This window comes from Sphingomonas mangrovi (assembly GCF_047975845.1).
Taxonomy (GTDB): Bacteria; Pseudomonadota; Alphaproteobacteria; order Sphingomonadales; family Sphingomonadaceae; genus Sphingomonas.
The window spans coordinates 1-24294 of the sequence record NZ_JBIUCZ010000042.1 but is presented as its reverse complement, the minus strand read 5'-3'; the positions used below and the strand labels follow the sequence as shown (position 1 = coordinate 24294).

Sequence of the window (24294 nt, the reverse complement as noted above, 5' to 3'; positions counted from 1 at the left end):
GGAGGGATGCCCCGGATATGGCGTTCACCAGAATGGCGGCGTAAACCAACAGGGTATAGCTTAGCTCAGCCGCCAAACTGTCCAGGAAGGTGGGACCACCTCATTGAGCGCCCGCCAGAACTCGCTCGGGGTCCGGTTGCGGGTGGACGGCGAGACGGTCACGCTGCATCCATCGCTCGGCAGCTGGACGCTTCCGTGCCGCTCGCATCACGTCTGGTGACAACTACGGCGAGAGGGTTGCCGAACAGGGCGGGCAGGACGATCGAGACCGCGCCTTGCATCGTTTACGCGACGAGCAGGCCGAGCGCGCCGCTGGGCAGCCATGCCCTGCCGTTCGAGCTTACGGCGTCGTCCGGGGACTGGCGATGATCCCCGGCGATACCTGTTGCGGCTCGTCGGTCCAGGTCAGAAGCTTCGTTAATGTTCCGCCGGGTTCTGCGAAGCGACGGCAGGACTGTTCGTCGGCGACATCGTACAATTGCGCCGACTGGAACGCGCCCGCCCGCAGGCCCTCCAGATAGATGTCGGCCCAGGTATGATCCCCGTCAGCTAGGTCCCGCCGCGCTTCGAGTACTTCAGCACTCGCCCGCTCGACGATCAGCGCCGCCGTTTCCTCGTTAAGGCTGCCGCACAATTGTCCGATTGCGACCAGCCTTTCCATACGCACCATTGACACGGCGAGAGCCGCGAATGACGCCTGCGCCAGCGAACGTCCGGCCTCCTGCTCGGGCGCGATCACGCCGGCCGCAATCGCCTGTTGCGGAACCACAGCAATCGATGTCGGAGCGACCAGCAGCGCGCAGGCGAGCGACAGGACAGTTGTCCGGTTCAGCACGCAGACACCCGCGATCCCGCGACAGGACGGTAGCCGCCGTCCCCGGCGCGGACATAGATTTCGTCGAAGGTCTGTGTGCCGGGATAGGACAAGGTGAAGCTGCGATCCTTTTCGGCGGCGACGATGCGGCCGGCCAGTCTCACCGTTCCGCCATTGCTGCGGAACGTCCGAAAGCGCGCGATTTCGACCGGACCCATCGGCGCAAGCTCGGTCAGAGTCACCAGCGTGCAGGCGACACCGGGTGCCGATGTTGGCGCATCGGTATAAAGCAAGGGTGCGGCGGCGATCGCGTCCGTGCAGCCCCAGCGCGACACCGATCGACCGGATGCGGTCTTCACGCCCCTGTCCAGCCACTCGCCGCCCGACGGATAGGGGTAGCGCGGCTTTCCTTCGTCATGGTCGAGATAGTGGACGGACGTGCGCCCGGCGCACTGGGGGATGTGCACTCGTTGACGGCGGTGCTGACCAGCGCGACGCGGGTCGAAGATATCGGAATCAGCGCAAGAGGAACGAAGGTGAACGTCTTGCCCGCGATGCGTCGGCCCGCATCGGTCCGGCCCCAAGGGGCGTCGAACGGGGCCTCAAAGGCCGCCGGCGTTCCTGCGGGAACCGATCCCCGGTCGACGTCGACCACCTCGAACAGGAGACGCGGTTGCGCCGGCAAGGAAGTCGCTGCCGGCGCGAAGACGATGGGCACCATGACTGCAACGTGCATCGCTATTCTCCCTGGCTGCCCGATCGGCTCACGGCTCATTGCGATATCCCGGTATCGCGAACCGCGTTCGACCATCATCGGGATCCATGCAGGATCGGTCAGGGCGCAAGCACGACGCGAGCAGTCCGGCCGCCGCGCAGTGAAACGCGGGTCATCAGGCCGCCGCCGTTCGGCATACTCCTATGATCTCGCCATGTGATGGCCGTCGTTACGAAGTAGTCTCCATCCGCCACCCCCGAAAATTCGAAATCGCCTCTCGAATCGCACCGTGTCTCACGTCCCGCGGATCGCTGATAATGGTCGTTCTCAGGCTCGAACGGAGGAAATGGCTCTTGGAACGTCGTGTCTCGGCCTAGGAGCGCCAGGGGGCCGCTATACCGCTGCCGGACACTGCGATACCCTTGGCGCTCGCTCTCGAACGCCACCGTCATTCGTTCGATCGTGTAGGGCGTCACCGGGACGAGAAAGACAATCTGTCCGCGACATATCACGGCATCGCCGTCGTTTAGCGGGATCAGGGCGTTGCCCTGGATGACGTTGTCGCCGTCGCGCACCTCGTGCGCGGCGGGATCATAAGGCGCCTGGATGCGGTGCGCCCGCTCAGCATTGGACGCTGTGGAGGAGCATATCATCACCACACCGACGAGCATGGTCATGGACATCAAGCACTTCGCCATAGATCCCCCGCAGACTTCAAGCCACAATCCGCATACGCAATTTGATCCGGATAAGAAAGCGTGAACACGAAGCGACCGGCAGCTTGGCTTGTATGCCCGCTGATCGATCGCTTTGAGGTTTGTCGACCGACGATATGGACGTCGGCATCAATAGGAGCTTCCATGCGGCCCTTGTTCGCCTTCGTTGCAGTTCTATGCGGAACTGCCGGCGTGGCAATGCCGCAGGGAAGAACCGGGCAGCCGTTCACTGAGAGCTGGCAGCGCTGCGAAGCCTACTGTGATGCGAGGGTTTGTAAATCGATGGTCAGCGTCCAAATCGGCGTACGCGTCTGCGCCGCGCGCAAGGATTTCGCGACCAACCCCTACTACACCCATCGCCTCACCGACACGGCGGTTGGAAGTCGCGCGCACTCGGATCGGATCTGCGGCGATCCCGGTGCGGAAACGAACAGCGTCTGTTTCGGCCACCCATCCGATGAAGCGGGAAATGTCGGCTGGACCAGCTATGACCGGACGATTCATGTCCGAAAGGGGGGCTTTTCGGCGATCCTGCGGGTGGTAGCACCTCAAACGGGTCGAACATGGCTCGGGTTTCGGTCAGCCCACTTTCGCTCTCTGAAGAGGACCGCGACTGGCTGGCCGAACGCGATCTGCGCCTCGCTGAACGTCATCCTCTTCATCACTCACCCCGTATTTTGGCCTCCATTCGTAACTGCAAATTTTGAGCTTAGAACGGTCCAAGATCCGAGATGCGGATCAGCAGGTTGAAGCATCTCAAAAAATTTTTACACAAGACTGCATGATTGGCATTCCCAATTTCATTTGGTCGCTTTTGGTTCTTGGTGTTGCAAGCGCTTCTTACGCCGATCCAGGCGGCGGTGGCGAAACCGCGCTTGCGGGTCGCTACTATCTCAGCGGGATGAGAGAGGTAGGCTCCGAACTGGTCCTGCATGAAGACGGCACCTTTCACTGGTCAGCTGCCTACGGGGCGCTGGATCAGGAAGCATCCGGAGAATGGTCTGTGGACCGCGGCGTCGTGACGCTGACACCTCGCGCGAGAGCGGCCCCGGTCGGCTTCAAAATGGCCGACCTTCTCGCTTGGGACAGCAGGGCGGATGAGATGCAGGCGGTCCAGATGAAGGAACGGTCTCGTGAGCAATTCCGGCAGAGATGTCCCATCGCGTTCCTGCAGCAGGGTGTCGGCCATACGATGTCGGACGCGGTGTACACCGCGCCGCCGACCGAGGAGGAACTGCTCCGAGCCAAGGAATTCGCCGATTTCACGCGCAATCGGGCGCAGTCCCTTCTCGATCGGCTAGCCGCCCGATCAGGGTGGCAGGGAGACCCGAAGCTGGTCGCGGAAATCGACAGCGTCCTAGACGTCCATGCCCAAGCCGAACTGCGTAGGGTGCAAAAAAGCGATAGCGCCCGAGCCGCGGGCATGGCGGTACCGGCCGCTGCAGAGCCGCTCAAATTTCCCGCAGCATGCGACGCGGACGATCCAAAGGCCACGCTTGCGCCAACGCGTGGAGCGCTGGTCGCGGTGTTCGATCCCGAGAGCAATAGCGTAGCGCACGGCTTCACGATCGAAGCCGCCTATGACCGAGGCCCGCCGGCTCGAGAAATCCTGGGCCCACAGGGTGTGGCTTCCTTCCCGCTTGCCTCCGGACGGCGCATTGTCGCACTGACGATCGCGCCGCCGGATGGCCGCGAGGGCCAGGGCAGGCGCCGTTTCCCCGTGGCTATCGTCGAACCGGCCATTCAGCTCATCCACACCGACCTCCCCAGAACGAACCTGCCGTTTGAGCGACTGCACCTAGCGATTGAGGAGGATGGACGGCTACGCCCTATCGTCGGGCTGCGGGGGCATTATGTCAGAAGCAGCGTCCAATGACTCACGGCGCCGCGCTGCTGCTACTGTTGAGCGGGCCATCCTCGACCGTTCCCGCTCAACAGCCGGATTGCCAGGACCGCCGGGGCCACACGTCTGAGGCTTGGAGCACGCAGAGCCGCAATGCCTTGGCCAGCCGTACCCGATATCCGCCCCGTGCCGCGAGGGAGGGGATGACCGGCACCGCCAAGCTGCTGATCGACGTCGATTGGGATGGGCGTCTCCACGGCGTCTCCATCGCAAAAACCTCCGGCGAGCCGTTGCTGGACGAGGCCGCGCTCGATGCCGCCCGGGCTGTCGGCCGGTTCGCCGCGCTTCCCTGTCTGACGACCGAGCGGATACGTGTGGTCATACCAGTCAGGTTCGTGATCAGGAACTAGGAGGTTCGTAGCCACAATGTCGGATAATCGCCTAGCTGTGTTGCTTTCGGCCTTGGTGCTGACGCTGCCGGCGGCTTGCACAGCGCAGGAGACGGGACAGATGCCTGCCGATCCCGCGAAGCAAACGCCTGCGCAGATCATTGCGCAGGCCGAAAGTGCTCATCCCGCCACGCTCTATTTCCTTGCCACCAAGCTCATGGGGGAAGGCCGCATGGATGAAGCCGTGCGGTGGTTCTACATCGGCCAGCTCCGCTATCGTTTCCACCTTGCGTCCAGGCCAGCGACCCTTGCCAACGACCAGCCGCTGTTTTCGGCGTTGAGCGAATCCGTCGGCCGACCGATCAACGAGTATGCGTTCGGCGATGTCGATGCGGCGGTAGCTGAGATCGATGCCGCCCTGGCTTGGGACGCAGCGCATCCAAACGGCTTCACATCGAAGGAGCGCTATTCTAGCGAACTCGCCGAAGTGCGCGCGGGGCTGCAAAAGCTGCGCGACGACATGGTGGCCCGCAAGGATCAGATCCGGGAGACGAGGACGCGCAATGGCCTCGCAAATCGATAGCGTCGAGCAGGGCTCTCCGGCTTTGCGGGCTCGCGAGATAGCGTTCCACGGCGCGATTCCACGTTCGGGTCGATGGACGATCGGACTGCTCTTCGCCGCGTCGGTTTGCTCCGGCATCCCCGCCTTCGCAGGGCAAACCGCCTCGCGTTGTGTGGTGGCGTCCCATCCCGAAACTCTTGTGACGATCGCCGGAAAGCTGACCCTCCAGAGCTTCGCCGGACCGCCCAATTACGAAAGTGTCGTCCAAGGCGATGCGGAAGAGCAGGCCCTTATCCTCGAACTGCCACGGCAAATCTGCCTTGAGGATGGCGAGTTCGCCGACGGGAGCGAGCGTTTCGACCGGGTGCATGTCATCGCCATAGAGCCGCAACTGATCCGCACCCTCCGCCAATCGGTTGGTCGTGAAATCACCGTGGCCGGCAGAGCGGTAGGCGCGCATACCGGCCACCATCATGCCCCCATGGTCCTGTTTGCCGGAGCGATTGCGGTTCGTGAGAGCGGCAAGGATACTGCGGAGGGAACGCAGGGGGAGAAACCCGAATGACGGCTCCGGTGCTGGCTTTGCTAACCCTGATCGCCGTTCAGGCGGCGCCGTCGCCCTTGGTGGCGAACGGCGACACCGCCGAGGCTTCTCGGCTGCATATCGGCGGTACGGGCATCCGTTGCGCCCGGCTGCCATGTCCCGGTCGCGCGCTGTTCGAACCGCAGTCGCCGGACGGCCATGCGACGCGCGGTCACATGCTCTATGTTGACGTCGATGGCAGCAAGCCGCCGCCACCTATGAACGGCGATCCAACCGACCTCGCCGCAATCAGGACGGCCTGGGAGGACCGGCAATGCCTTGCCATCGATGGGCGCCTCATCCCGGGGGAGGAAGATCGTCCAGTATTGCGCGTTGATCGGATCGTGGGGTCGTGCCGTAAACCATGAGCGGTATCGACGCGGCAGCATCGGTTCGGTTGTGGACGGCAGGGCTCGTCGCGCTCGCGTTAGGGGGCTGCGGTGATCGGGAGGGATCGGAAAGGGCTGCGCTCGCGCTGTCGGAGGCAGTCTATCCCGGAGAATTTGCGTTTTACGACAGCTATCTCCAGAAGGGATATTATGACGTCGCGCTCGTGAAGAAGGGCGACCCGCTGACACGTCTTCGCTTTGCTATCGATGCCGAGCCTGCGGAATGCCGCATCGGCACCGCCTGTGAGCAGCGCCTGCGTCGCGCCCGTGCCGACGCGGTGGCGAGCGCGATCAAGATCAAGGCGCTCAACGCCGGTTTCGGCGAATGCGGCGTGCCGATGCTGGGTATCCATGACGGGCGGATCACGTCGGCTTTTCGCACGATCGTGGAGCTCGATCTCGATCCCGCCGACCAGCAGCCAGGCCTCGATCGCCTGACGCCGTGCGTCTCAGGGTTTCGACGCGCCTTGCCGGCCGACGCGGACGAGGCTCCGGGGACGCTTGCGCTGCGCATCCTTCGCCCCGTGGGGGGCCGTACCACTGCGCCTGTGCCGCTGACCCTCGACAGCCGTCTGCCGGCGAAGCGCGCCGACGAACCAAGCTATCACATCGCCATCGCGGCAGGGCAGGACCGGGCGCAGGCCGCCGACCTGCGTCTCGATGTCCATTATGTCAGCGGCAGCGGCCTCGACGACAAGCTGGCCGATATCGCTCGGCAGGCACTGGCGAAAGACCCGCTGGGCGGGCGTGTGCCCAACCACGCGCTCAACTGGCAGTTGAAGCTGGATCCGCAGCGGCTGGACGTGATCCGCACGTACGTGCTTGCGTGCAGCACGCATACGCCCGGCAAGGGGCCTTGCCAAACCGACATCGCCGTGCGGATGCGCTACGACCTTGCAAAGGGAGCGGCATCGGAATTGGCGGTGATCCGAAACGCGCGGGGCGCACACGGATCGGTGGACCTGCCCGAAATGCCCGGCCGCTGAACGGGCCGGCGGATCTCAATCGTCATCCCCGCAATCGGGCACCATTGCCATCGTCATGGGCGCGCCGCCTAGGCCTGCGACGGGCTGCATCGTCATTTGACAACCCTCACCGTCCGAGTTCGACTGATCGCGGCGGGCCGTCTGTGTGCGGCGCTGAGGATCCGGACAGATACCCTGTGCAATGAGCTTCAGACGATACCGCTTACCCTGCTCACGCACCCATGCATCCGCACTGGCTTTGCCATCCGCCCTGGCCCGCTGCACATATTCGATTTCCAGGTGACGGCGTTCGGCGGCCGGGAGAGCGTCTGCCGAACATGCAGCCGACGTTCGGGTCGGCACGCCATTGCGACTATTCTGTTTCGCCCGTTGCTCACGATCATAGCGATCCGTGTCGAGCTTGAGCGGATTGGCGTAACCTCCCGGATTGGCCACCGTCACGGACGGGACCGAGACTTCCTGTGCATTGGCAACGCCTCCAGCTGCGAGCGTCAGGGCCAGGCCGGCCCCCGCTGCAGCGATCGTCCTATATCGCATGCTTCTCTCCTCTCGTTACCGCCGAGCGGCGGTGCGCGTGGCCGGGTCAGGGCAGACGCCTTGCGCCACCAGTTGCCGACGGAAGCGCATACCTTGCTCGCGGACCCAGGCATTGGCACTGGCTTTGCCATCGGCATGCGCTCGGCGAACATATTCGTTTTCCATGCGGCGGCGATCTGCCACCGGCAAGGCGTCGGCTGAGCAATTGCCGGGCCGCGTCTTCGCTCGCTCGACCTCGCTACCTATGTCATGTGTCTCATCATGATGGTCGAAGGTGCTGCGCATTGCCTGCTGACCCAAAATGCCGTTACCCCAGATCGGTACATCTACCGTCACTTGCGCCACCGTCGGCGCCGCAAATGCCAGGGTGCAGGGCGCGGCAAGAAGGATAAGACGCACGAACGATCTCCTTTCCGAGCGCCATTTGATCGCTTCATAGCTGAACAAGGGCTTGCAGGGGAAAGCTTTCAAAACGCCCCGCCGATGTAAAAGGTCACTTGGTCGAGCCCGGCTTCGCTTTCTCGGCGGTTTGCGAATGATGGCGCTTGACGATGGCTGTAAGGAAGGGACTGGAGTTGAGGCGTTCTAGTCGAGCGAGGTGTTTCAGTATTGCCGCGCTGCTGCTGTTTGCGACGGCAGGCTGTTCGAAACTTGAAGAAGAGGACACTGCAGCCGAAGTCGATCCGACGATCGTCTCAAGCCTGTTCGCAGAAGGGTTCGAGGGAGGATCGCCCGCAAGCGAAGCCCGCTCCGAAGAACGCGCCGCTACGGCTGGCGATGTTCAGGACCTGCGCGCGGGAATTCCGTTCGATCGTTCGCGCAGCCTGACCGGGCGGGTTGAGCAGGCGGCGGCGAAGGAGCTCGACAAACTCTTCTCGCTTCGCTTTGCGCTTGCCGATCCTGGCGATTTCGTCAGCTCGGGCAAGGTCCGCGACGTCTGGGAACGCGAACTGGCCGCACGCGGCTATTCGGGCGACACGCTTGCCGGCGCCACCGCGCTCATGTTCGGCGTCGCCTGGGAACTGGCGAACGGGCGCAAACTGTCCGCCGCCGACCATGCCGCAATCCTGCGCCAGGTGACCAGCAAGCTGCGCGGCGATCCGCTGGAACGCCAGGGCGACGAACAGCGTCAAATCCAGGCCGATATCCGGCTGATCACGGCGGGGTTGTGGCTGGAGGAAGCCTATCTGCGCGAACCCTATCCCGACCAGATGCGCGAACTGTCGGACGCGGTGCAGCGTGACATGCAAAAGATGACGAAGAACGACATGCGAGCGACGAGAGTCACCGCCGAAGGCTTTTCCGATTAAGGGACGGCGCGATGGATGCGCAGCATATTCAACGGATCGAACAGAGCATCGTTCGCGCCGTCGTCGGCAATGTGTCGGATGTCATGGATGGCGATTGGGAGGATCGCCACTGGGCGCATCTGTTCGTCGACATCGAGATCGCTCAGGACGGCGAGCGCGACAGCAGTACCACCTTCGCGCTCGCCCATAAACCGGGGCAGCCGCTGGAAAAAGTCTCGTTCCGCCTGCCGCGCGAAGCCAAGCGGTTGTTTGGCGAACTGGCCGAAGCGATGCGCCGGCCGGGAGACGATCGCTGGTCGAGCGCGCAGTTGCGGGTCGAGCGCGACGGGAGTTACGCCTTGGAATTCAGCTATGATCCGCCATGGCGTCTGAGCGGCAACTTGATCGACAAGCGGTTTAAGGATTATCTCGACCGCTGGCTCGCGACGCCGGAGGGACGGCAGTTCGCACAGGAAGCGTGCACCCCCAGGGGTGGCGGATGGGACAAGCTGGTCCGGTTGCTGCGTTCTGTATCGAAGACATAGCCACCGGCAACGCTTCCGCGCCTCCTGCTCAGCCGCTTTCGCTAATCGGGATGTTGATCGCCCGGCTTCATCATTTCGCCGACGTTCCTCGCTGCTCGGTCCGCCATTGCATCCGCGTGTCCGGCAGCTTCGAGAAACTCCCGCTGCGTAACTGGGGCATAATTACAGCCGACAAACAGGACATCACTCGGCGGCGGCGCCTCCGCCTCGGCGCCAAGCGAGCGCGCGAGCAGGCTGGCGATTGCCCCGCCTGTCGGCTCGAACACGCCGAGCATCGGGCCGGATTCCGGATCGAGGAAGCGATAATATTGCTGCGTCATCCTGATCGGCGCGCGCGCCAACTTCTGCTCGCGGATGAACGCCTCGGCGCGGGCGCGTGGCCATAGAGTGACCACCCAGTCCTTCATGAAATAGATCCTGTCGACCGTTTCCTCGAAGAGGGTCACGGGTTTTTGCAGCCGGTATCCATAAAGGCCGATCATGCCACCGACATTCTTGTCCTTGTCGGTGATCCGGCTCATCCATTTCGGCGTCTTACCCTCAAGGAACAGGGCGTATCCAAAGGCGAGCGCGGCGACATGGGACTTGCAGGAGAGGGCGTCGCTCAAGGTCGCCGGGACGAGCGCAGGGTCTGCGCCGGGCTCTTCCGGAGCTGTTCGTCCGTCGGCCTGAGCGTGAACAGCGGTGCCGCCTCCCAGCGCCATGGCGCCGGCGAGCGTGACGGACAGAAAAGGGCGGTTCATAGGTCCAACTTCGTAGCGGCCGGGGCGTGATTGTAACAGGGTAGTGATGCCGGGATCAGTCTCCGTGCCGCAATCTTCATATGCGGTTCGCAATCAGCAGCATGAGCTTGGGCATCGTGATTAGCACCGCGATCACCCCTGCAACATTACGCACACGCAGCGAAAGCCGGCGGGACGTTCTCCCCTTGATTAGCATCCCGATCAAGGCAGCGAACCGGAAGCACAGGACCGCGGGTGTTACCACGGGCCACATGACCGGGAACGGCAGCATCATCATAGAGTGGACCCGGGTCGACGACGGCACGGCGATGAGCCATGCGACGGTCAAAGAGCCTGCCCGGTCGGAATCACGCGATCATTGCGCGCGTGGCTTGGGCGGTGGCGGGGCGCCGCGCAGGAAGTCGTCCCCACGCTCCGCGCGTTGGCGCGGCGTTTCCGCCCGTAGAGGATCGATCACCGCGACACCATCTTCGACACCAAGGAGCCGTCCGACGAGAATGCCGCCATCGCCCTTCATCGGCACGAGATCGCAGCCCGACGCGTGTGTCGGCCTGATGACGATCCGCGAACCACGGTAGCTGCCGCGCAACAGCTGTTCGACCGAAGCATGGATGGCGAGACCTAGCCTTGCTTCGTCGCCATCGCTCGTGACGATACGGGCGGCAAAATCGCCGTCACCCGTGTCGTGATCTTGGAAATAGCCGACGAGGTCGATTGCTTCGCATGCACCATCGGCGGCGGACGCCGGCGTCGTTGAGATGCAAAATAGAGTCAGCGAAAGGGCGGCGAGGGCAACGGCGTTCGAACCGATCGATTTCATTGCGCTGCCTTTGCCCTTAACCGTTTGTCCGGTCGCCTCCCTGGCCTCACCGCACCAATAGTGCATGGTTTTCCTCGCGGCGATCCTTCGGGGATCGGCTGCTGGCAAACCGCTCTGCCGATCTGAACGTTATCACGAATACGCCGGGTTTCTACCAGCGTCTGGCTTATGGTAAGTCGGTCATTCGGCGTGGGCGCGGCCAAATCTGCGTCTTCAAGCCGGTGCGGGTCGCGCGTCTCGGGACAATTCGGCAAGAAGGAGCCGAGAGTATCTTGGTGGTTGGCGGAGCAAGGTTGAGCGTCTGGCGCGTCGCTTCGCGCCTGCACCACCCTGCGACGCGCTCCCAGCGACAACGCGCCTGGTGAGAATGCTATGGACCTGCCGCCGGTCTGGCGGCATTTTGGGCGCATGATCCTGTCCGCGTTCGTCCTCGCCGCGCAGGCGGCGACCTTGCCGCACACCGGGCCTTCGTTCGACTGTACCGCAGCCATGACCGCTGTCGAGCAGGCGGTGTGCGACGATCCCGAACTTTCTCGGCTCGACGATGCCATGGCTGCCGAATACGCGCGCGCGCTACGCAAATTGTCGCGCCCAGCGCGAGCGGCTCTGATCAAGGATCAGCGCTGGTTCCTCGTCAGTCAGCGGGAATGGTATGCGAATCGCGAGCGCTGGAAGGATTTCCCCGATCTCGCATCAAGATTCCGGTCGCGAACGAAGTTTCTCGCGTCCCTCCAGGCTGGCGGTAAGGGATGGACGGGACGCTGGGGAAACCTGGCGGGCGTCGTGACGATCCGCCAGTCGGACGATGGCACGTTGTCGATCCAGTTCTCCACCGCGCAGCCGGCAAATGCGCGTTGGCTTTGCGACGTCGATGTTCGTGGCCGGCTCGAACGCGGGCGTCTCACGATATCGTCGCCGCATGAGATCGCCGGGCGGCTGCACATAACATTGGAGGACGGGCGGCTGATCGTGCGCGACACCAGCCCGGTTCAGGATTTCTATTCCTGCGGCATGAACGGAAGCGTCACAGGGGACTATTTCGCGATCGGCGGTCCGGCAAGGTCCGGCAGGTAGCTCATGGCTTCTTCTGTCGGCAGTCCCCGCAGATCCGTCATCGGGACGGACACGAGATGGCCGTTGCACAGGCCGAGAACGTACGGAAAGCCGGCCAGCGTGAACACCGCCCGAGGACCCGCTTCGAAGCGGATGGTGAGATGGTCGCGCAGCGCCGATGGTCCGAGGCACACATCGTCCAATTCCGCTTCGCCGAAACGCCCCTGCGCGATGCGTTTCCGGGCAAAGTCGATCAGCGCCTGACCGCGATACCATAGATGCGCATCGGGAGCCCGCGCGCGCCGCATCCAGCTCCACGTCCGCCATCTCCGTGGTACCTCGTTTCCTTGGCAGACGTGAAAACACCGTTCCACAGCCCCCAGCGGTTCGCCCGCGCCTGCGCCTCGAGCTTGGCGAAAGCCCCGTCGCTTTCCTGCGCATTGTCTTTGGCATATCCCCAATGGACCATCGCCATCTGCACATTCTGGGTGGTCTCGAAGCTCGGTTCCTCGGCCGGACGTATCCGCTGCCGAAAGGAACATATGGCTACCGCCGGGTAGGCCTTTGGCGCTTCACGAAGGTGACAGGTGACGGTCTTGCCGGCGAGCGTTCGCCCAAGAAAGTCCGCTGCTTCCTTACCGCACGGATAGGGCTCACCATTTCTGTCGCAGATCTCGCCTGCCTGTGGGGCATTGATGCCCCACAGCCGCATGCGAACTCCCTGCACTTCGATTGTGCCGCCATCTATGACCGTGGCACGCCCCACGATGGGGCCTTGAGCTATTCCCGCCAGTGTCAGAAAAAGTGCAAGCATGCCGTCGTCGGGGCTCCTCACCTCATCGGGAAATCGGCACGATAGCCGAACAATTCGTCAATTAGGAAATTTGCGGCGGAGACGGGCGCGGCTTTGTCGTTACTTGACAACGCGGCGAACAACCGGTGCGTTGGCACGCGAAGGAGTGCGAGCATCGTGATGAAAATCCCTGTTGTCATTCCCATCATCGCCGTTGCAGCAATCGCCGGTTGCACGGTCGAGCCAGCTTCGCCACCGGACGTCGCCTCACAGCCACCTTCCGTAGCTCCCGCGCCGGGACGACCCAATGCAGCCCAGCCGCTTCCGACCGATGAATGTCGCGCCTCCGCGCGCGGTGGCTGGATCGGTCAGTCGATCGACAGTCTGCCCGAGGCGCCCGCCGGTGAGACGTGGCGGCGGGTATGCACCACCTGCCAGAAGACGGACGATCATCGGCCCAGCCGGCTCAACATCTTCTATGAGGAAGCGTCTCGCCGGATCACGCGGCTGAGTTGCGGTTGAGAACGGCTCGGGAATATCTCGTACCTGTGTTCCGGGCGGGCACTCCCGGTGAGGGGGCTGCGCAGTGGCGCATGTGGAACTTGTTCTTGGGACTTATCGTCAACAATGAAAGGCGTTGGTTTGATCGAATGGGTTCGGCTTTACGCCGTGGCGGTCGTCACGGTCGCGCTTGCTGGCTGCGACTATCGGGATCGATTGGATCAGGAGGGATCGGAAAGAGCGGCACTTGCGCTGGCGGAGGCGATCTACCCCGGTCAATTCGAACTTCACGGCAGTGAGCTCGAGAAGACGCGTTATGATGTTGCGCTCGTAAAGAAGGGCGATCCCCTGACGCGTCTGCGCTTCATGGTCGATGCCGACCCGGCCGAATGCCGCGTCGGCACCGATTGCGAGCGGCGTTTGCGGAGTGCCCATGCCGAAGCCGTCGCGGTCGGCATGAAGCTCAACGCGATTAATGGCGGTTTCGGCAAATGCGGCCTGCCGGTGCTGGGTATCGATGACGAGCCCGTCATCTCCGCCTTGCGCGCGATCGTGGAACTCGATCTCGACCCGGCCGATCAACAACCCGCGCTCGATCGGCTGACGCCATGCGTCGCAGCCTTTCGCCAAGCGCTGCCTGCCGGCGCGGATGAGGCGATGGCGAGACTTTTCCTTCGCATCCTCCGACCCGCGCGAGGGGGCGCCACCGCCCCCGCGCCCCTTACACTCGACAGCCGCCTCCCGGACCAACGGGCCAAAGAGCCGAGCTACCAGATCACCATCGGGGCCAGGCAGGATCGGGCGCACGCTGCCGATCTGCGCTTCTATCGCCAGCCCGTTACCGGCAGCGACCTCGACAAGAAGCTGGCCAATGTTGCGACCCGCGCATTGGCGGAAGACCCACAGGGCGGGCATGTGCCCGACCATGCCCTCATCTGGCGGTTGAAGCTCGATTCCCAGCGACTGGATGTGATCCGCACCTATGTGCTTGCCTGTAGCCAGCAGCCTCGCGGCAAAATTCCTTGCCCAACGGACCTCGCCGTACGGATGCGCTATGATCTTGCCAGCGGAGAAGCATCCGAGTTGGCAGTGATCCGCGACATACGTGCAGACGGATCGCTGGACCTGCCAACGCTGCCTGGCCGCTGATCGTAGCGGCGTGAGTAGGAAGAGTTCATGCCGGTGAAAACGCTTTCTGCTTTTGGCGTGCTGATGGTCGTCTCGTGCGCCGCTGTATTTTCGCAGCTGGCGGGTGCGTCGAAGGATGACGGCAATGATGTCCCGGCTCGCAAAGAAAACGCGGCCGTTTCGCAGCGATGCTCGGCCGACGCACTCCCGGTGGCCGAGCGCCGACGCATGGAGCAGGAATATGTCCGCCGTGCCCGGATAGACGGCAAAGCAAGCGCGAATGCCTGGGTCATCGAGCAGGGTCGGCGTTTTCGCGAGAAATTGGTTGCAGCAGGCATTTGCCCGCAGTCCGGAAGCGACTCGACGCAGGTTGCGCGAAGCAGCGGAAATTCTGGAACCTCTCGACGCAACGGGCGCAGCTGCACGTTCGCTTCGTTGTCGGCGGAGGCCAAGTCTCGATACCTGTCCCGGTACAAGCGCCGTATTCGTATCGACGGACAAGCTCATGCCGATCGCTGGCTGCACGAACAGGTGTGTATGACGGCCGAACAACGCAGAGCGCTTCAGCCGAAACCGGAGGGCGACAATTGCCGTGTCGTGTCGGCTCCCGTCACGAGTCTGGATGGTTCGATGACCGTCGGGATGCGCCAGGAGTGCGACTGATCAGAGATGATGTCAGCGCTTATTGGCCGGGTTCTTACTTTTGGCGCTGGAGGGACAATGCTTCTGTCGTGCAAGTGGCAAGCCAGCCGCGATCTTCCTCGGATATCGGAAGGCGGCTGCTTGAAACGGGCTGCATGCTCGTATCATCTCCACCCTCGCAGCCTTGGGGGTTTTCGAACAAGCGCCCCTTGCAGAGATGGAAGGAGCGGTCGTAGCCGGTCCAGCCCACCTTCTCGGTGCCTTCATCCGCTTGGCCGGGACAGCGGCTGTCGGTTTCCGATCCAGGATCGCCGCAGATTTTCGTGAAGCGCACGCGACTACCCGTCGCCGTGCCGATCAGGCGGTGGGACTGATACGCGTTGGTGGCGAAATCCTCGGCTACGGCGCATACGCGCGTGCCTTTCTGCGCCATGGCGATCCATGTGCAGACGGAAGCGCCGCGAAGGGTGTCGCAATGCTCCCAGCCTGCGGTGAACGGGGCTTCCGCTTCGCCCTCCGCTGTCGTCACGCAGGCCGTCGCGATCAATATGGCGGCACATGCGATTGCATTGCGCGCGGGAGGCCTCCCGATTTTTAAAGTCATCCCGGCGGGCTCCCAAAGCATCGACATAAAATGGCGGACAAACAACAGCATAGTTCCGAATGTCACATCGCGATCGCTCTTCCGCAGCACTTTTCATGGCCGCCGCAATATGGTTTTGGCAAGCGCAGCGTTGACGACGCTTTTGGGGAATTATATCCCGCATGCCGGCAGAGACTGAAATGTTCGGAGTGTATGTCCAAGCGGCTTATATCCTTCGCCATGCTTTTCGGCATCGCGATATCCTGCTCCTCGACGGCACATGCCCAGCGCGCCCACCGTCTGCAAACCCCCTAGGATCCTGCTGCGCACGAGGTGCGCGACGGTCGAAACGTCATCCAGGGCAACGCCGTGATCCCATTGACCGATGGCGATGCCGTGACGTGTCGCGGCAAGATCGTCTTCCTCGTGCCCGTAACCCCTTACACCACCGAGCGGATGATGGTGGCTTACGACAGCGATCGCGAAGGATATCGTAGCGTCCGGATCAAACAGCGCGGCTTCAGAATCGCAGGTTTCGGAAAAACGACGCGAGACGTGTTTCCTCGCTTCGAGCCCGAGAGCGAACACTATCAGGAGTCGGCGGGACGTGAGACGCGATGCGATTCCCGGGGGGATTTCGAATTTTCCGGGATTGCCGATGGCGAGTATTTCGTCACCACCGCGATTACCTGGCGGGATTATGGCTCCACCCCCGACGGCGGCGCGCTTATGAGCCGTGTTTCGGTGGCAGGCGGCCGGACCGCGAAGGTTGTCCTTGCGCCCTGAACGGCGTGCAGCGTTCGCTGCCTGCGAGAGGGCGCGATAGCTGGGCGCCGGCATCCCGCCAGCAGGTAGGACACGATCGGAGAAACAGGTGGGAGTACGGATGCCGGAGACGCCGTTTGATCGAGTGGCGAAGCGTGGAGTCGTGATGTCCTCGACCGCTCGGCAAAGGTGGCGGGCGATCGCCCTCGCTTCCCTTGCCAGCATGGTTTTGATCTCGCCCGCAGCCTGCAGCGAACCGGCGGACGAGGCGCAGCCGCTTCGTCGGATCAATCCTTCGCCGGTGAAGGCGTATGAGGTGCGCGTCACGGTGCAGGACGCGCCCGGCCCGTTCGTGAGGGCCGTTTTCTCGGCACAATATGATGTCGAGAATGCAGCCACGTGCGGCAAACCCAATCCGATCGCCGGCAACATGCCGGTCATTCGCACTGTCGAAGCCGTTCCGCTCACCAAAGTTTCCGACACGGAGTATGTGGCGACCGTTCACACCGATCTCGTCCTCGACCAGGATTATTATCAGCGTGGCGTCTGCCGTTGGGCGTTCAAGGCAGGCACGATCGGACTGGTCGGCACGACCGACGAATTCGGAACCTGGTTCACCGCCGACTTGGGTAGCGCGGCGCTCGCCGACGGCACGGTGCAGACGAGATATTACTGGAAGGGCTATTACCCCCGCGCGGAGATGACAGGCTATTCCGAGTTCGGAAACACCGACCTGGACAAGGTACCGAACGACAAGCGGGGCGAATTTTTCACCATAATGATGGCCGCGCGAAAGCCTGGTGCTTGATGGCTCGCTTCGCCCCGCCGACTGCGTATCCCCGGACGGGGATCGCCGTGGAGGCGGCGTCCTCAGGAATAGGCCGGTCCGGCTTCGTTTGCAGCCGATCGGGGCGGTCCGGATCAAATGATGTCGTCGTGGATAGGAGATCGATGATGAACACCCATATGGCGGCGCTTGTAGTCGCATCGCTGACGATGGCCGCTTGCAACGCGGCACCGGCCGATGGCGAGAGGATGGAGGGCGCGAACGCCGCCGCAGCAGCTTCCGCGACGACGGCCCCGCAAACACCGCCGTCCGACGTCCCGGTCCCGTCCGCGCGGGACATCCTGCGGGCGAGCTTCGGGGGGACCGAGCGAGGACGCTACGATGCCCAGAAAAGCGCCTTCGTCGAGCAGGACGAAGCCACACCGGAAGTATTGTGGACAGAGGTCTGGCACCGGCTGACCTTCACATCCGGCGGGAAGCGCTATTTCACGGGCCTCACGTCCGCGGCCCAGGCGGACGCTGAGGGAACGAGCGGGCAGCCCGTGTCCATCGCTCTCGGGCAGGCAACTTTCGTGCTAGAGAACGGCCAATGGCGGGCGGTGGACAGCGGTTTCGTTGGCCAACTGAATGTCAACGCGTCCGGTAATCCCGCGAGGATCGACACCGACCAGTCGCGCGTGCCGTCGCCGCACGTCTTGGCGGATGGGCGCGTGGTGTTCGCGATCCGCATGACCGATTTCGCGCAGGGCACATCGCTGCAAAGCCACGCCGTCCTGCTGTTCGACCCGCGCGGCATGGCGCCGGTCGGCGCCAGCAAGCCGGGTTACCCCAATGGCGGATGGTCGCTGGTCGGCATATTGCCGACGGGATCGGACAACGACGCTGCCTGCGAAGGTGGGGCCGTCCTGACCTGCGCGGCCGACAGCGGCACGCTGCGGTTCGAGCCGTCGGGCACCGGCCTGCCCGACATCCGCGTGCAGCGCACCGGCACCGAGATCGTCGCACCGGGCAAGGTTCGCCAGTTGGGGCCGGATGACACCCAGCTTTACCGTTACGATCGGGCGGAGGCGGAATATGTCGTGCAGCGCGCGCGGTAGGCAATCGCGCCCGAGGCATGGTTGCCATGCCGCCGATGACGATATGCGCGTCGCTCCTGAGCGCGGCCCTGTTTCAGTGAAGAAGCGACCGTCTCAACTCGTAGCGTCGTCGCCATTTCGGCCGGCCTTCCACTCGCGAATGCGACGAGCCGGCTGCATCGGGCGACATATGGGGACATAGGCTCGTGGCGCCGCGTGTCTGGCTTGTAAGAACTGGCCTCGGTCCATCGAGGAATGGGAGATGCGAATGCGGCCGTATGTCATCGCGCTTTTGGCGGTCCTCGCGACCGCTCCGGCGTCGGCGCAGGAATGGGTCAACGTCGACATCTGGGGCAACGGCATCCTCAGCCAGACCGCGCTTCGACATGCCGAGGAAGCGACGAGGCAGAACGGCGGCGAGCGCGGCGGCACTGCCAGAAGGCCGGCGCAACGCCGGTCGAATGCAGCCACGGGACTGTCCTTCCATCGCTCCGGCGACCTGAGCGGCCAGATCGAAGAGGGTGTCGCAAAGCGCCTTCCGCAGATGGTGTCGCTGCGGTTTCGAATGGACGACCCGTCCCGCTTCGTCAGGACAGCGGGCACGCGCGCCATCTACCGGCGGGAGTTGCAGAGCCGGGGGCTGCCGGAGAATTCCGTCAGCGGGGCCACCGCGCTGTTCCTTTCGGTCGGCTGGGAACTTGCCAACGGCCGCCGGCTTTCCCCGGCGCAGAACGCCGCCATCTTCCGCCAGACGGCCAGCGGGCTCCAGTCTTCGGCGCTCGCGCGCCAAAGCGACCCGCGACGCCAGCAGGAAGCCGAGACGCGCCTTATCGTGGCCGCGCTTTGGCTCGAGGAGGCAAGGGTGCGTGGATCGTCGGCGGGCCTGACACGCGAGTTGTCGGATGCGGTGTGGAAAGACATGAAGGCGATCACCCGCAACAACATGCGCGCCTATGCGGTGACCGCGAAAGGATTCTCGGAACGCTGACCAACGTGGTGCTGCACCCTCGCTGATGACCTGTCGATCTATAACCTCGCATGCGGTGACTTCCTTGCGGGGCCAAATTATCACCTTGGAGGAATAAATTGATGACGCGTTTCAGAACGATGACCGTGATATCCGCACTCGTGCTCGCAGGTTGTGGGCAGCAAGCTGAGAACGCATCGTCGGAGAGTGGAAATTCGTCCGTCAACGTGATTGCCGCTGCGGAGGAATCCGGGAACGCACAGGGGGTCACCCAGCCTGACGGTTTCTCGATCGACAAGGTGCCGGTGTCGAACGCTGCCCTTGGCGACTTTCCCTACATCAGCCTGCCCGAGGGCTATGCCTGGCACAAGCAGGAAACGCGCGATTTCGATCATTTCCTCTTCTGGACGGGGACGGCGTTGAACGACGTCGAGGGCAAGCTGTTCATGGGCCAGGTGGTCGCCGACAAATCCAGGACGCCGTCGGCCTACGAGCTGCGCCGCAACCTGGATGCGGTGATCGCGCAGGCGGGCGGGGTGCTGGTCACCGACAGCGTCATCCCCAGGGATATCAAGAACACGTTGTCCGACGACATGACGCGCGACAAGCGCGTTGGCCTTGGCGATATCTACAATGAAAAGGCGACGGTCTGGGTGATCCGCCGCGCCGATCGCGCGATCTGGATTCACGCCACGCCGACTCCCAATCGGCTTGCGATGACGATCCTGGAGACGAAGCCGTTCGAAGCCACGGCCAAGCTGCTGCCCGCATCGGAGCTGAAGGCGGCGATCGACACGGCGGGCAAGGCCGTCGTGCAGATCAATTTCGCGACCGATGCGAGCGACATACTTCCCGCTTCCCGGCCGCAGATCGAGGCGATCGTCCAGTTACTCAAGCAGGAGCCCGGTCTGAGACTGGCCGTCAACGGTCATACCGACGATACGGGATCGGCCGACCGCAACCGCGCTCTCTCCGACACGCGGGCAGCGTCCGTCAGGAACGCCCTCATCGGGGCCGGCATCGCCGCCGATCGGCTGACCGCCAAGGGTTTCGGGGCCGGTGCGCCGATCGCGCCGAACGATACTGCGGACGGCAAGGCCAGGAACCGGCGCGTGGAGCTCGTCAAGCTGTAGGGGGACGATCCGGCCGTTCGACGACGCCGGGCCAGTCGCCGCGCTGGCGGCGCAGGTGAAGCTGGTTCGGTTCTAGTCCTTGTCGATCAGCCGGTAGGTTGCGACCGCCGCATCGATGGCCCAGTCGTTGGTGATCGAAGCCAGTTCGGGCGCTGAACTGTTCGCCGCGCCGACAGAGATCGTCGTGGCGCCGACATTGACCTGGGGTGGCGCCAGGGCGGCCTTCGCGGCCAGATCGAGCCCGGGGTCCGCCATGATCCATCCGCCGATCGCCTTCGCCCTTGGATCGTCAAAGACCTTTCCGGCCGAGCGCACCTCGCTTTCCGTCATGACGTTGTCGTTGACGCCGATGTGCAGCGTAACGGTCCCCATATCTCCGATGTCGCGAACGCTGCCTGGTTGCCCGTTCGCGACACGGATAGCGGCGCTCGTTCCCCAGGTGCATTTCACGCCGTATTTGTCGCCGTCGCGCCATGGGCCCGATTCAGCGTCCGGCATGCCGCCCATGCCTGCAACAGGCGCGCCGATCGCCTTCGCGATGTCATCGCAAGCGGGCAGCCGATCTGCGGAGGGTGCTGCCGACGCTTGTTCGTTAGCGTCCGTTGTGTGTTCGGCTTCGCCGGAAGCGCAACTAGCGAGCAGCATGGTGCATGATATCATGGCCCACGCCAGAGGGCTTTTCGAGGTACGATTGAGCATTGTCTCTTCCTGATGCCGAAAGGATATTCCATGATAAATGAGTGACGTGACGAATGTCGAGGCTGTCGGAAGCCAATCCTAGCGCAGTGGATGAAGAGCTGGCTGAGGTAGGCGGGGCCCCGTCGGCTGATGCCGAGTAGCCTCGGCTTGCCACCGGTCGTGTGCTGGTTGGGCACCAACCCGAGCGAGCCAGGTAGGTCAAGCGCCGGGGTTGAGGTGTTTCCGCCATAGACCGCTCCGCGCGACGCGGTCGCGGCCATCGGCCCGACACCAGAAATTGTGACCAGCCGCCGTGCCACCTCATCCTCTCGATCACGGCCCTCTGAATCAGCCTCATTCTGCCACTCACGCTCACGGTGCAGAGGCAAACGGTACTCTGAATCGACCGCTCGCCGCTAACCGGCAGGAGGCGCGCTTCCCTGCTTTCCGAAGTTGCCTTTGAGCACCTTGGCGCCATCGCGAAGGAAGTCGAGGTGATCGGACCAGTGCTGCATCACGCGGACGCGCTCGTCCCAGTATTCGCCTCGCGTATAGGCGCGCCGGACGGCGTTGTTGTCGCAGTGGGCCAGCTGGCGCTCGATCGCATCGGGGTGCCAGAGGCCCATCTCGTTGAGCAGCGTAGCGGCCATCGCGCGGAAGCCGTGACCGGTCATCTCGTCCTGCGCATAGCCCATCCGCCGCAGAGCGGCGTTGATGGTGTTCTCCGACATGGGGCGGTCAGCCGAGCGCAGGGATGGGAAGAGGTAGCCAGTGGTATCCGCCGCATGCTCTATCGAGGCGATGATCGCGAGTGCCTGGCGGGAGAGGGGGATGGTGTGCGCCCGCCGCATCTTGGTCTTGTGCGCCGGGACAGTCCACACGGCATTCTCAAGGTCGAAGTCCGCCCATTCAGCATGGCGGAGCTCGCCGGGGCGCACAAAGACGTGCGGCAGGAGGTGCAGAGCAGCTCGGGTGGTCGGATGTCCAGCGAAGCCGTCGATGGCTCGCAGCAGCTCTCCGGCTGGCTTTGGCGTGGTGATCGCCGCCCGATGCACCGGTTTGGGGACAATCAGCGCACCGCGCAGGTCGGCAGCGACGTCACGGTCGGCGCGGGCTGTGGCAATGGCGTAGCGGAAGACCTGCGAGCAGGTACTGCGCAGCCGCTTGGCGGTTTCGTACCGCCCCTTGCTCTCCATCTTCCGCAGCATGTCCAATAGCTCGTGGGCGGTGATCGAGGCGATCGGTCGCTTGCCGATCGACGCGTTGATGAAGTCGAGCAGCCAATGCAGCTTCTTCATCGTGACAGGCGAGCGTCCCTCCTTGCCGACCTTCACCAGCCAGTCGTCAGCCACGGCTTTGAAGCTGTTGGACGCGGCCACTGAGTCAGCAATCCGGTCTAGCCTGATCCGCTTGGCGGGGTCATCCCCGCGCGCCAGCATCTTGCGGGCTGCGTCGCGTTCTGCGCGAGCCTCAGCGAGGCCGGTGTTTGGCCAGACCCCGAAGGCCAGCGTCTTCTGCTTGCCGAGATGGCGGTAGTTCATCCGCCAGTACCTGCCGCCCGACGGCATCACAGCAGGTAGAGCCCGTTGCTATCGCTCAGCTTGTATGCCTTGTCGCGGTGAACCGCACCGGGTTTTCCGGAAACCTCAATTCCTGAGAGAATGGGGTCATCATGACGACGAAACCGACATCGAAAGATATTCGCCGGAGGTTCGGGAACGGGCCGTTCGAATGGTTCGGGAGCATCAGCGCGACTACGCCTCGCAGTGGGAGGCGATCGCCTACATCGCGGCGAAGATCGGCTGCTCGGGCGAGACGCTGCGCAAATGGGTGCGCCAGGCCGAGCGTGATCAGGGCGTGCGCGCCGGGCAGAAGAGCGAGGAGCGCGACCGGATCAAGGCACTCGAGCGCGAGGTCCGCGAGCTTCGCCAGGCCAACGAGATCCTGCGCAAGGCATCGGCGTATTTTGCGGCGGCGGAGCTCGACCGCCTGTTCAAGCCATGACGGCGTTCATCGACGATTATCGTGATGTCTACGGGGTCGAGCCGATCTGCCGGGTTCTGCCGATCGCCCCGTCGACCTATCACGAGCACGCCGCCCGCCAACGAGATCCGTCTCGCAAACCCGCCCAGGAACAACGTGATGCTGACCTCTGCGGCGACATCCGCCGCGTCTTCGAAGCGAACTTCAGCGTTTATGGCGTGCGGAAAGTCTGGCGCCAGATGAGGCGTGAGGGCTTCGACGTCGCCCGCTGCACCGTCGCCCGGCTGATGAGGGCCATGGGCCTGAAGGGCGTCGTTCGCGGCAAGCCGGTGAAGACGACGATCAGCGACAAGGCTGCGCCCTGCCCGCTCGACCGGGTGAATCGGCAGTTCCAGGCGCTGCGGCCGAACGCCCTGTGGGTCAGCGACTTCACCTATGTCGCCACCTGGCGAGGCTTCGTCTACGTGGCTTTCGTCATCGACGCATTCGCTCGCCGGATCGTCGGCTGGCGCGTCTCGCGGACGGCCCATGCCGACTTCGTCCTCGATGCCCTGGAGCAGGCGCTTCACGACCGGCGGCCGTTTGCCAGCGGCGACCTCGTGCACCATTCGGACCGCGGATCCCAATATGTAAGCATCCGCTACACCGAACGCTTGGCCGAGGCCGGCATCGAACCCTCCGTCGGCAGCGTCGGCGACAGCTACGACAATGCCCTGGCCGAAACGATCAACGGCCTCTTCAAGGCGGAGGTGATCCATCGTCGCGGGCCGTGGCGCAGCTTCGAAGCCGTCGAGTTCGCCGCGCTGGAATGGGTGGACTGGTTCAATCATCGCCGGCTGCTCGAGCCGATCGGCAACATCCCGCCCGCCGAGGCGGAAGCCGCCTACTACGCCCAGCTTGAGGCCGTGCCGATCGCCGCGTAAGACCCAAGCCAACCGGTCTCCGGGAAACCCGGTGCGGTTCACGGCTCCTGGCCGCTTTGATCGCCACAACAGACAACGGCATGATGGTATCTCCATCTCACCGACCGGCGGAGGTGCCAGTAAAAATACCATCAGCTTGTTGGTATGTAGTGGCATCGGGCCAGTCCATCTGGCACGTCATATACCACAAAAAAGCGCAGAAAGCAGCCAATCATGGCGCGCTCTGGCGTGCCTTGGAAAGGCATGTTTGAGGTGGTCCCACCTTCCTGGACAGTTTGGCGGCTGAGCTAAGCTATACCCTGTTGGTTTACGCCGCCATTCTGGTGAACGCCATATCCGGGGCATCCCTCC

Annotated in this window: 30 protein-coding genes, 2 pseudogenes and 1 other annotated feature; of the genes and pseudogenes, 17 read left to right on the top strand and 15 right to left on the bottom strand. The window is 63.5% G+C overall.

Features of this window, described 5'->3' with window-relative positions; all coding sequences use genetic code 11:
* Positions 1 to 340 precede the first annotated feature (340 nt).
* The 4 genes from ACBY01_RS15715 to ACBY01_RS15700 are packed head-to-tail and all read right to left on the bottom strand — an operon-like array spanning position 341 to position 2206.
* Complete coding sequence (locus ACBY01_RS15715) at positions 341 to 835, bottom strand: hypothetical protein (protein WP_416461905.1); 495 nt, start codon at positions 833 to 835, stop codon at positions 341 to 343.
* Complete coding sequence (locus ACBY01_RS15710; RefSeq protein ID WP_416461904.1) at positions 829 to 1149, bottom strand: hypothetical protein; 321 nt, start codon at positions 1147 to 1149, stop codon at positions 829 to 831. The genes ACBY01_RS15715 and ACBY01_RS15710 overlap by 7 nt, the downstream gene beginning before the upstream one ends.
* A 20-nt stretch (positions 1150 to 1169) precedes the next feature.
* Positions 1170 to 1628 (bottom strand): hypothetical protein, encoded by a 459-nt coding sequence (locus tag ACBY01_RS15705; protein ID WP_416461903.1) that lies wholly within the window; start codon positions 1626 to 1628, stop codon positions 1170 to 1172.
* Between the two features lie 20 nt (positions 1629 to 1648).
* Complete coding sequence (locus ACBY01_RS15700) at positions 1649 to 2206, bottom strand: hypothetical protein (protein WP_416461902.1); 558 nt, start codon at positions 2204 to 2206, stop codon at positions 1649 to 1651.
* Between the two features lie 742 nt (positions 2207 to 2948).
* Between ACBY01_RS15700 and ACBY01_RS15695 the strand changes: the two genes are divergently transcribed.
* From ACBY01_RS15695 to ACBY01_RS15670, 6 genes are all read left to right on the top strand, one after another.
* On the top strand, positions 2949 to 4121 hold the full coding sequence (locus ACBY01_RS15695) for a hypothetical protein (protein ID WP_416461901.1): 1173 nt from the start codon (positions 2949 to 2951) through the stop codon (positions 4119 to 4121).
* Positions 4118 to 4498: an energy transducer TonB family protein gene (locus tag ACBY01_RS15690; RefSeq protein ID WP_416461900.1), complete on the top strand. Its 381-nt coding sequence runs from the start codon at positions 4118 to 4120 to the stop codon at positions 4496 to 4498. Before ACBY01_RS15695 ends, ACBY01_RS15690 begins: the two co-directional genes overlap by 4 nt.
* A gap of 100 nt (positions 4499 to 4598) precedes the next feature.
* Positions 4599 to 5060: a hypothetical protein gene (locus ACBY01_RS15685; protein ID WP_416461899.1), complete on the top strand. Its 462-nt coding sequence runs from the start codon at positions 4599 to 4601 to the stop codon at positions 5058 to 5060.
* Positions 5041 to 5604, top strand: coding sequence for a DUF4431 domain-containing protein (locus ACBY01_RS15680; RefSeq protein ID WP_416461898.1), 564 nt, complete (start codon positions 5041 to 5043; stop codon positions 5602 to 5604). The genes ACBY01_RS15685 and ACBY01_RS15680 overlap by 20 nt, the downstream gene beginning before the upstream one ends.
* Positions 5601 to 5990: a hypothetical protein gene (locus ACBY01_RS15675; RefSeq protein ID WP_416461897.1), complete on the top strand. Its 390-nt coding sequence runs from the start codon at positions 5601 to 5603 to the stop codon at positions 5988 to 5990. Before ACBY01_RS15680 ends, ACBY01_RS15675 begins: the two co-directional genes overlap by 4 nt.
* On the top strand, positions 5987 to 6997 hold the full coding sequence (locus ACBY01_RS15670; RefSeq protein ID WP_416461896.1) for a hypothetical protein: 1011 nt from the start codon (positions 5987 to 5989) through the stop codon (positions 6995 to 6997). The genes ACBY01_RS15675 and ACBY01_RS15670 overlap by 4 nt, the downstream gene beginning before the upstream one ends.
* Positions 6998 to 7012: 15 nt before the next feature.
* Here ACBY01_RS15670 and ACBY01_RS15665 read toward each other — a convergent pair whose 3' ends face one another.
* Together ACBY01_RS15665 and ACBY01_RS15660 are read right to left on the bottom strand one after the other, a co-directional pair.
* Positions 7013 to 7534 (bottom strand): hypothetical protein, encoded by a 522-nt coding sequence (locus ACBY01_RS15665; protein ID WP_416461895.1) that lies wholly within the window; start codon positions 7532 to 7534, stop codon positions 7013 to 7015.
* Between the two features lie 15 nt (positions 7535 to 7549).
* Entirely contained in the window at positions 7550 to 7981 is a 432-nt protein-coding gene (locus ACBY01_RS15660; protein WP_416461894.1) for a hypothetical protein, read from the bottom strand.
* Positions 7982 to 8079: 98 nt separating this feature from the next.
* On the opposite strand from ACBY01_RS15660, the gene ACBY01_RS15655 reads away from it, so the two are divergent.
* Both ACBY01_RS15655 and ACBY01_RS15650 read left to right on the top strand, forming a co-directional pair.
* Positions 8080 to 8844: a hypothetical protein gene (locus tag ACBY01_RS15655; RefSeq protein WP_416461893.1), complete on the top strand. Its 765-nt coding sequence runs from the start codon at positions 8080 to 8082 to the stop codon at positions 8842 to 8844.
* 11 nt (positions 8845 to 8855) lie between these two features.
* On the top strand, positions 8856 to 9368 hold the full coding sequence (locus ACBY01_RS15650; RefSeq protein ID WP_416461892.1) for an antitoxin YezG family protein: 513 nt from the start codon (positions 8856 to 8858) through the stop codon (positions 9366 to 9368).
* A gap of 41 nt (positions 9369 to 9409) precedes the next feature.
* On the opposite strand, the gene ACBY01_RS15645 is transcribed toward ACBY01_RS15650, so the two are convergent.
* Complete coding sequence (locus tag ACBY01_RS15645; RefSeq protein WP_416461891.1) at positions 9410 to 10111, bottom strand: hypothetical protein; 702 nt, start codon at positions 10109 to 10111, stop codon at positions 9410 to 9412.
* A 355-nt stretch (positions 10112 to 10466) separates the two neighbouring features.
* Complete coding sequence (locus ACBY01_RS15640) at positions 10467 to 10997, bottom strand: hypothetical protein (protein WP_416461890.1); 531 nt, start codon at positions 10995 to 10997, stop codon at positions 10467 to 10469.
* Positions 10998 to 11303: 306 nt separating this feature from the next.
* Here ACBY01_RS15640 and ACBY01_RS15635 point away from each other — a divergent pair, with 306 nt between their 5' ends.
* Positions 11304 to 12005, top strand: coding sequence for a lysozyme inhibitor LprI family protein (locus ACBY01_RS15635; RefSeq protein ID WP_416461889.1), 702 nt, complete (start codon positions 11304 to 11306; stop codon positions 12003 to 12005).
* On the opposite strand, the gene ACBY01_RS15630 is transcribed toward ACBY01_RS15635, so the two are convergent.
* The 3 genes from ACBY01_RS15630 to ACBY01_RS15620 all read right to left on the bottom strand — a co-directional run bounded on the left by ACBY01_RS15630 (position 11966) and on the right by ACBY01_RS15620 (position 13013).
* Entirely contained in the window at positions 11966 to 12292 is a 327-nt protein-coding gene (locus ACBY01_RS15630; protein WP_416461888.1) for a hypothetical protein, read from the bottom strand. The genes ACBY01_RS15635 and ACBY01_RS15630 overlap by 40 nt on opposite strands.
* The gene (locus tag ACBY01_RS15625; protein WP_416461887.1) at positions 12238 to 12696 is read right to left on the bottom strand and encodes a thermonuclease family protein; all 459 of its coding nucleotides are present in this window, start codon (positions 12694 to 12696) and stop codon (positions 12238 to 12240) included. The genes ACBY01_RS15630 and ACBY01_RS15625 overlap by 55 nt, the downstream gene beginning before the upstream one ends.
* A 119-nt stretch (positions 12697 to 12815) precedes the next feature.
* Positions 12816 to 13013 carry a hypothetical protein gene (locus ACBY01_RS15620; RefSeq protein ID WP_416461886.1) on the bottom strand — a complete coding sequence of 66 codons (198 nt, stop codon included), beginning with the start codon at positions 13011 to 13013 and terminating at the stop codon, positions 12816 to 12818.
* A 406-nt stretch (positions 13014 to 13419) separates the two neighbouring features.
* On the opposite strand from ACBY01_RS15620, the gene ACBY01_RS15615 reads away from it, so the two are divergent.
* Both ACBY01_RS15615 and ACBY01_RS15610 read left to right on the top strand, forming a co-directional pair.
* Positions 13420 to 14427: a hypothetical protein gene (locus ACBY01_RS15615; protein WP_416461885.1), complete on the top strand. Its 1008-nt coding sequence runs from the start codon at positions 13420 to 13422 to the stop codon at positions 14425 to 14427.
* 27 nt (positions 14428 to 14454) lie between these two features.
* Positions 14455 to 15069: a hypothetical protein gene (locus ACBY01_RS15610; protein ID WP_416461884.1), complete on the top strand. Its 615-nt coding sequence runs from the start codon at positions 14455 to 14457 to the stop codon at positions 15067 to 15069.
* Between the two features lie 34 nt (positions 15070 to 15103).
* Here the strand turns inward: ACBY01_RS15610 and ACBY01_RS15605 are convergent, their stop codons facing one another.
* Positions 15104 to 15703, bottom strand: a complete 600-nt coding sequence (locus tag ACBY01_RS15605; protein ID WP_416461883.1) for a hypothetical protein — start codon at positions 15701 to 15703, stop codon at positions 15104 to 15106.
* 261 nt (positions 15704 to 15964) lie between these two features.
* Between ACBY01_RS15605 and ACBY01_RS15600 the strand changes: the two genes are divergently transcribed.
* The 5 genes from ACBY01_RS15600 (at position 15965) to ACBY01_RS15580 (ending at position 20359) form a co-directional block, all read left to right on the top strand.
* Positions 15965 to 16417, top strand: a complete 453-nt coding sequence (locus tag ACBY01_RS15600; protein ID WP_416461881.1) for a hypothetical protein — start codon at positions 15965 to 15967, stop codon at positions 16415 to 16417.
* Between the two features lie 100 nt (positions 16418 to 16517).
* Positions 16518 to 17204, top strand: a complete 687-nt coding sequence (locus tag ACBY01_RS15595) for a hypothetical protein (RefSeq protein WP_416461880.1) — start codon at positions 16518 to 16520, stop codon at positions 17202 to 17204.
* A gap of 143 nt (positions 17205 to 17347) precedes the next feature.
* A complete protein-coding gene (locus tag ACBY01_RS15590) occupies positions 17348 to 18280 on the top strand; it encodes a hypothetical protein (RefSeq protein ID WP_416461879.1) in 933 nt (310 codons plus the stop codon).
* A 247-nt stretch (positions 18281 to 18527) separates the two neighbouring features.
* Entirely contained in the window at positions 18528 to 19247 is a 720-nt protein-coding gene (locus ACBY01_RS15585) for a DUF6683 family protein (protein WP_416461878.1), read from the top strand.
* Between the two features lie 101 nt (positions 19248 to 19348).
* Positions 19349 to 20359 carry an OmpA family protein gene (locus tag ACBY01_RS15580; protein WP_416461877.1) on the top strand — a complete coding sequence of 337 codons (1011 nt, stop codon included), beginning with the start codon at positions 19349 to 19351 and terminating at the stop codon, positions 20357 to 20359.
* 72 nt (positions 20360 to 20431) lie between these two features.
* Here ACBY01_RS15580 and ACBY01_RS15575 read toward each other — a convergent pair whose 3' ends face one another.
* The 3 genes and pseudogenes from ACBY01_RS15575 to ACBY01_RS15565 all read right to left on the bottom strand — a co-directional run bounded on the left by ACBY01_RS15575 (position 20432) and on the right by ACBY01_RS15565 (position 22688).
* The gene (locus ACBY01_RS15575; RefSeq protein WP_416461907.1) at positions 20432 to 21058 is read right to left on the bottom strand and encodes a hypothetical protein; all 627 of its coding nucleotides are present in this window, start codon (positions 21056 to 21058) and stop codon (positions 20432 to 20434) included.
* Between the two features lie 77 nt (positions 21059 to 21135).
* Positions 21136 to 21369: pseudogene (locus tag ACBY01_RS15570) on the bottom strand (transposase); the annotation flags it as partial.
* 84 nt (positions 21370 to 21453) lie between these two features.
* Positions 21454 to 22688: pseudogene (locus ACBY01_RS15565) on the bottom strand (tyrosine-type recombinase/integrase).
* Between the two features lie 80 nt (positions 22689 to 22768).
* Between ACBY01_RS15565 and ACBY01_RS15560 the strand changes: the two are divergent.
* Positions 22769 to 23943 (top strand): IS3 family transposase gene (locus ACBY01_RS15560; protein WP_416461875.1). Its coding sequence is split into 2 segments (ribosomal slippage): positions 22769 to 23003 and positions 23003 to 23943, totalling 1176 coding nucleotides; the frame shifts between segments, so codons are not numbered across the junction.
* Positions 22996 to 23112: a sequence feature (AL1L pseudoknot), on the top strand. Its footprint overlaps the gene before it by 117 nt.
* Positions 23944 to 24294: the final 351 nt, after the last annotated feature.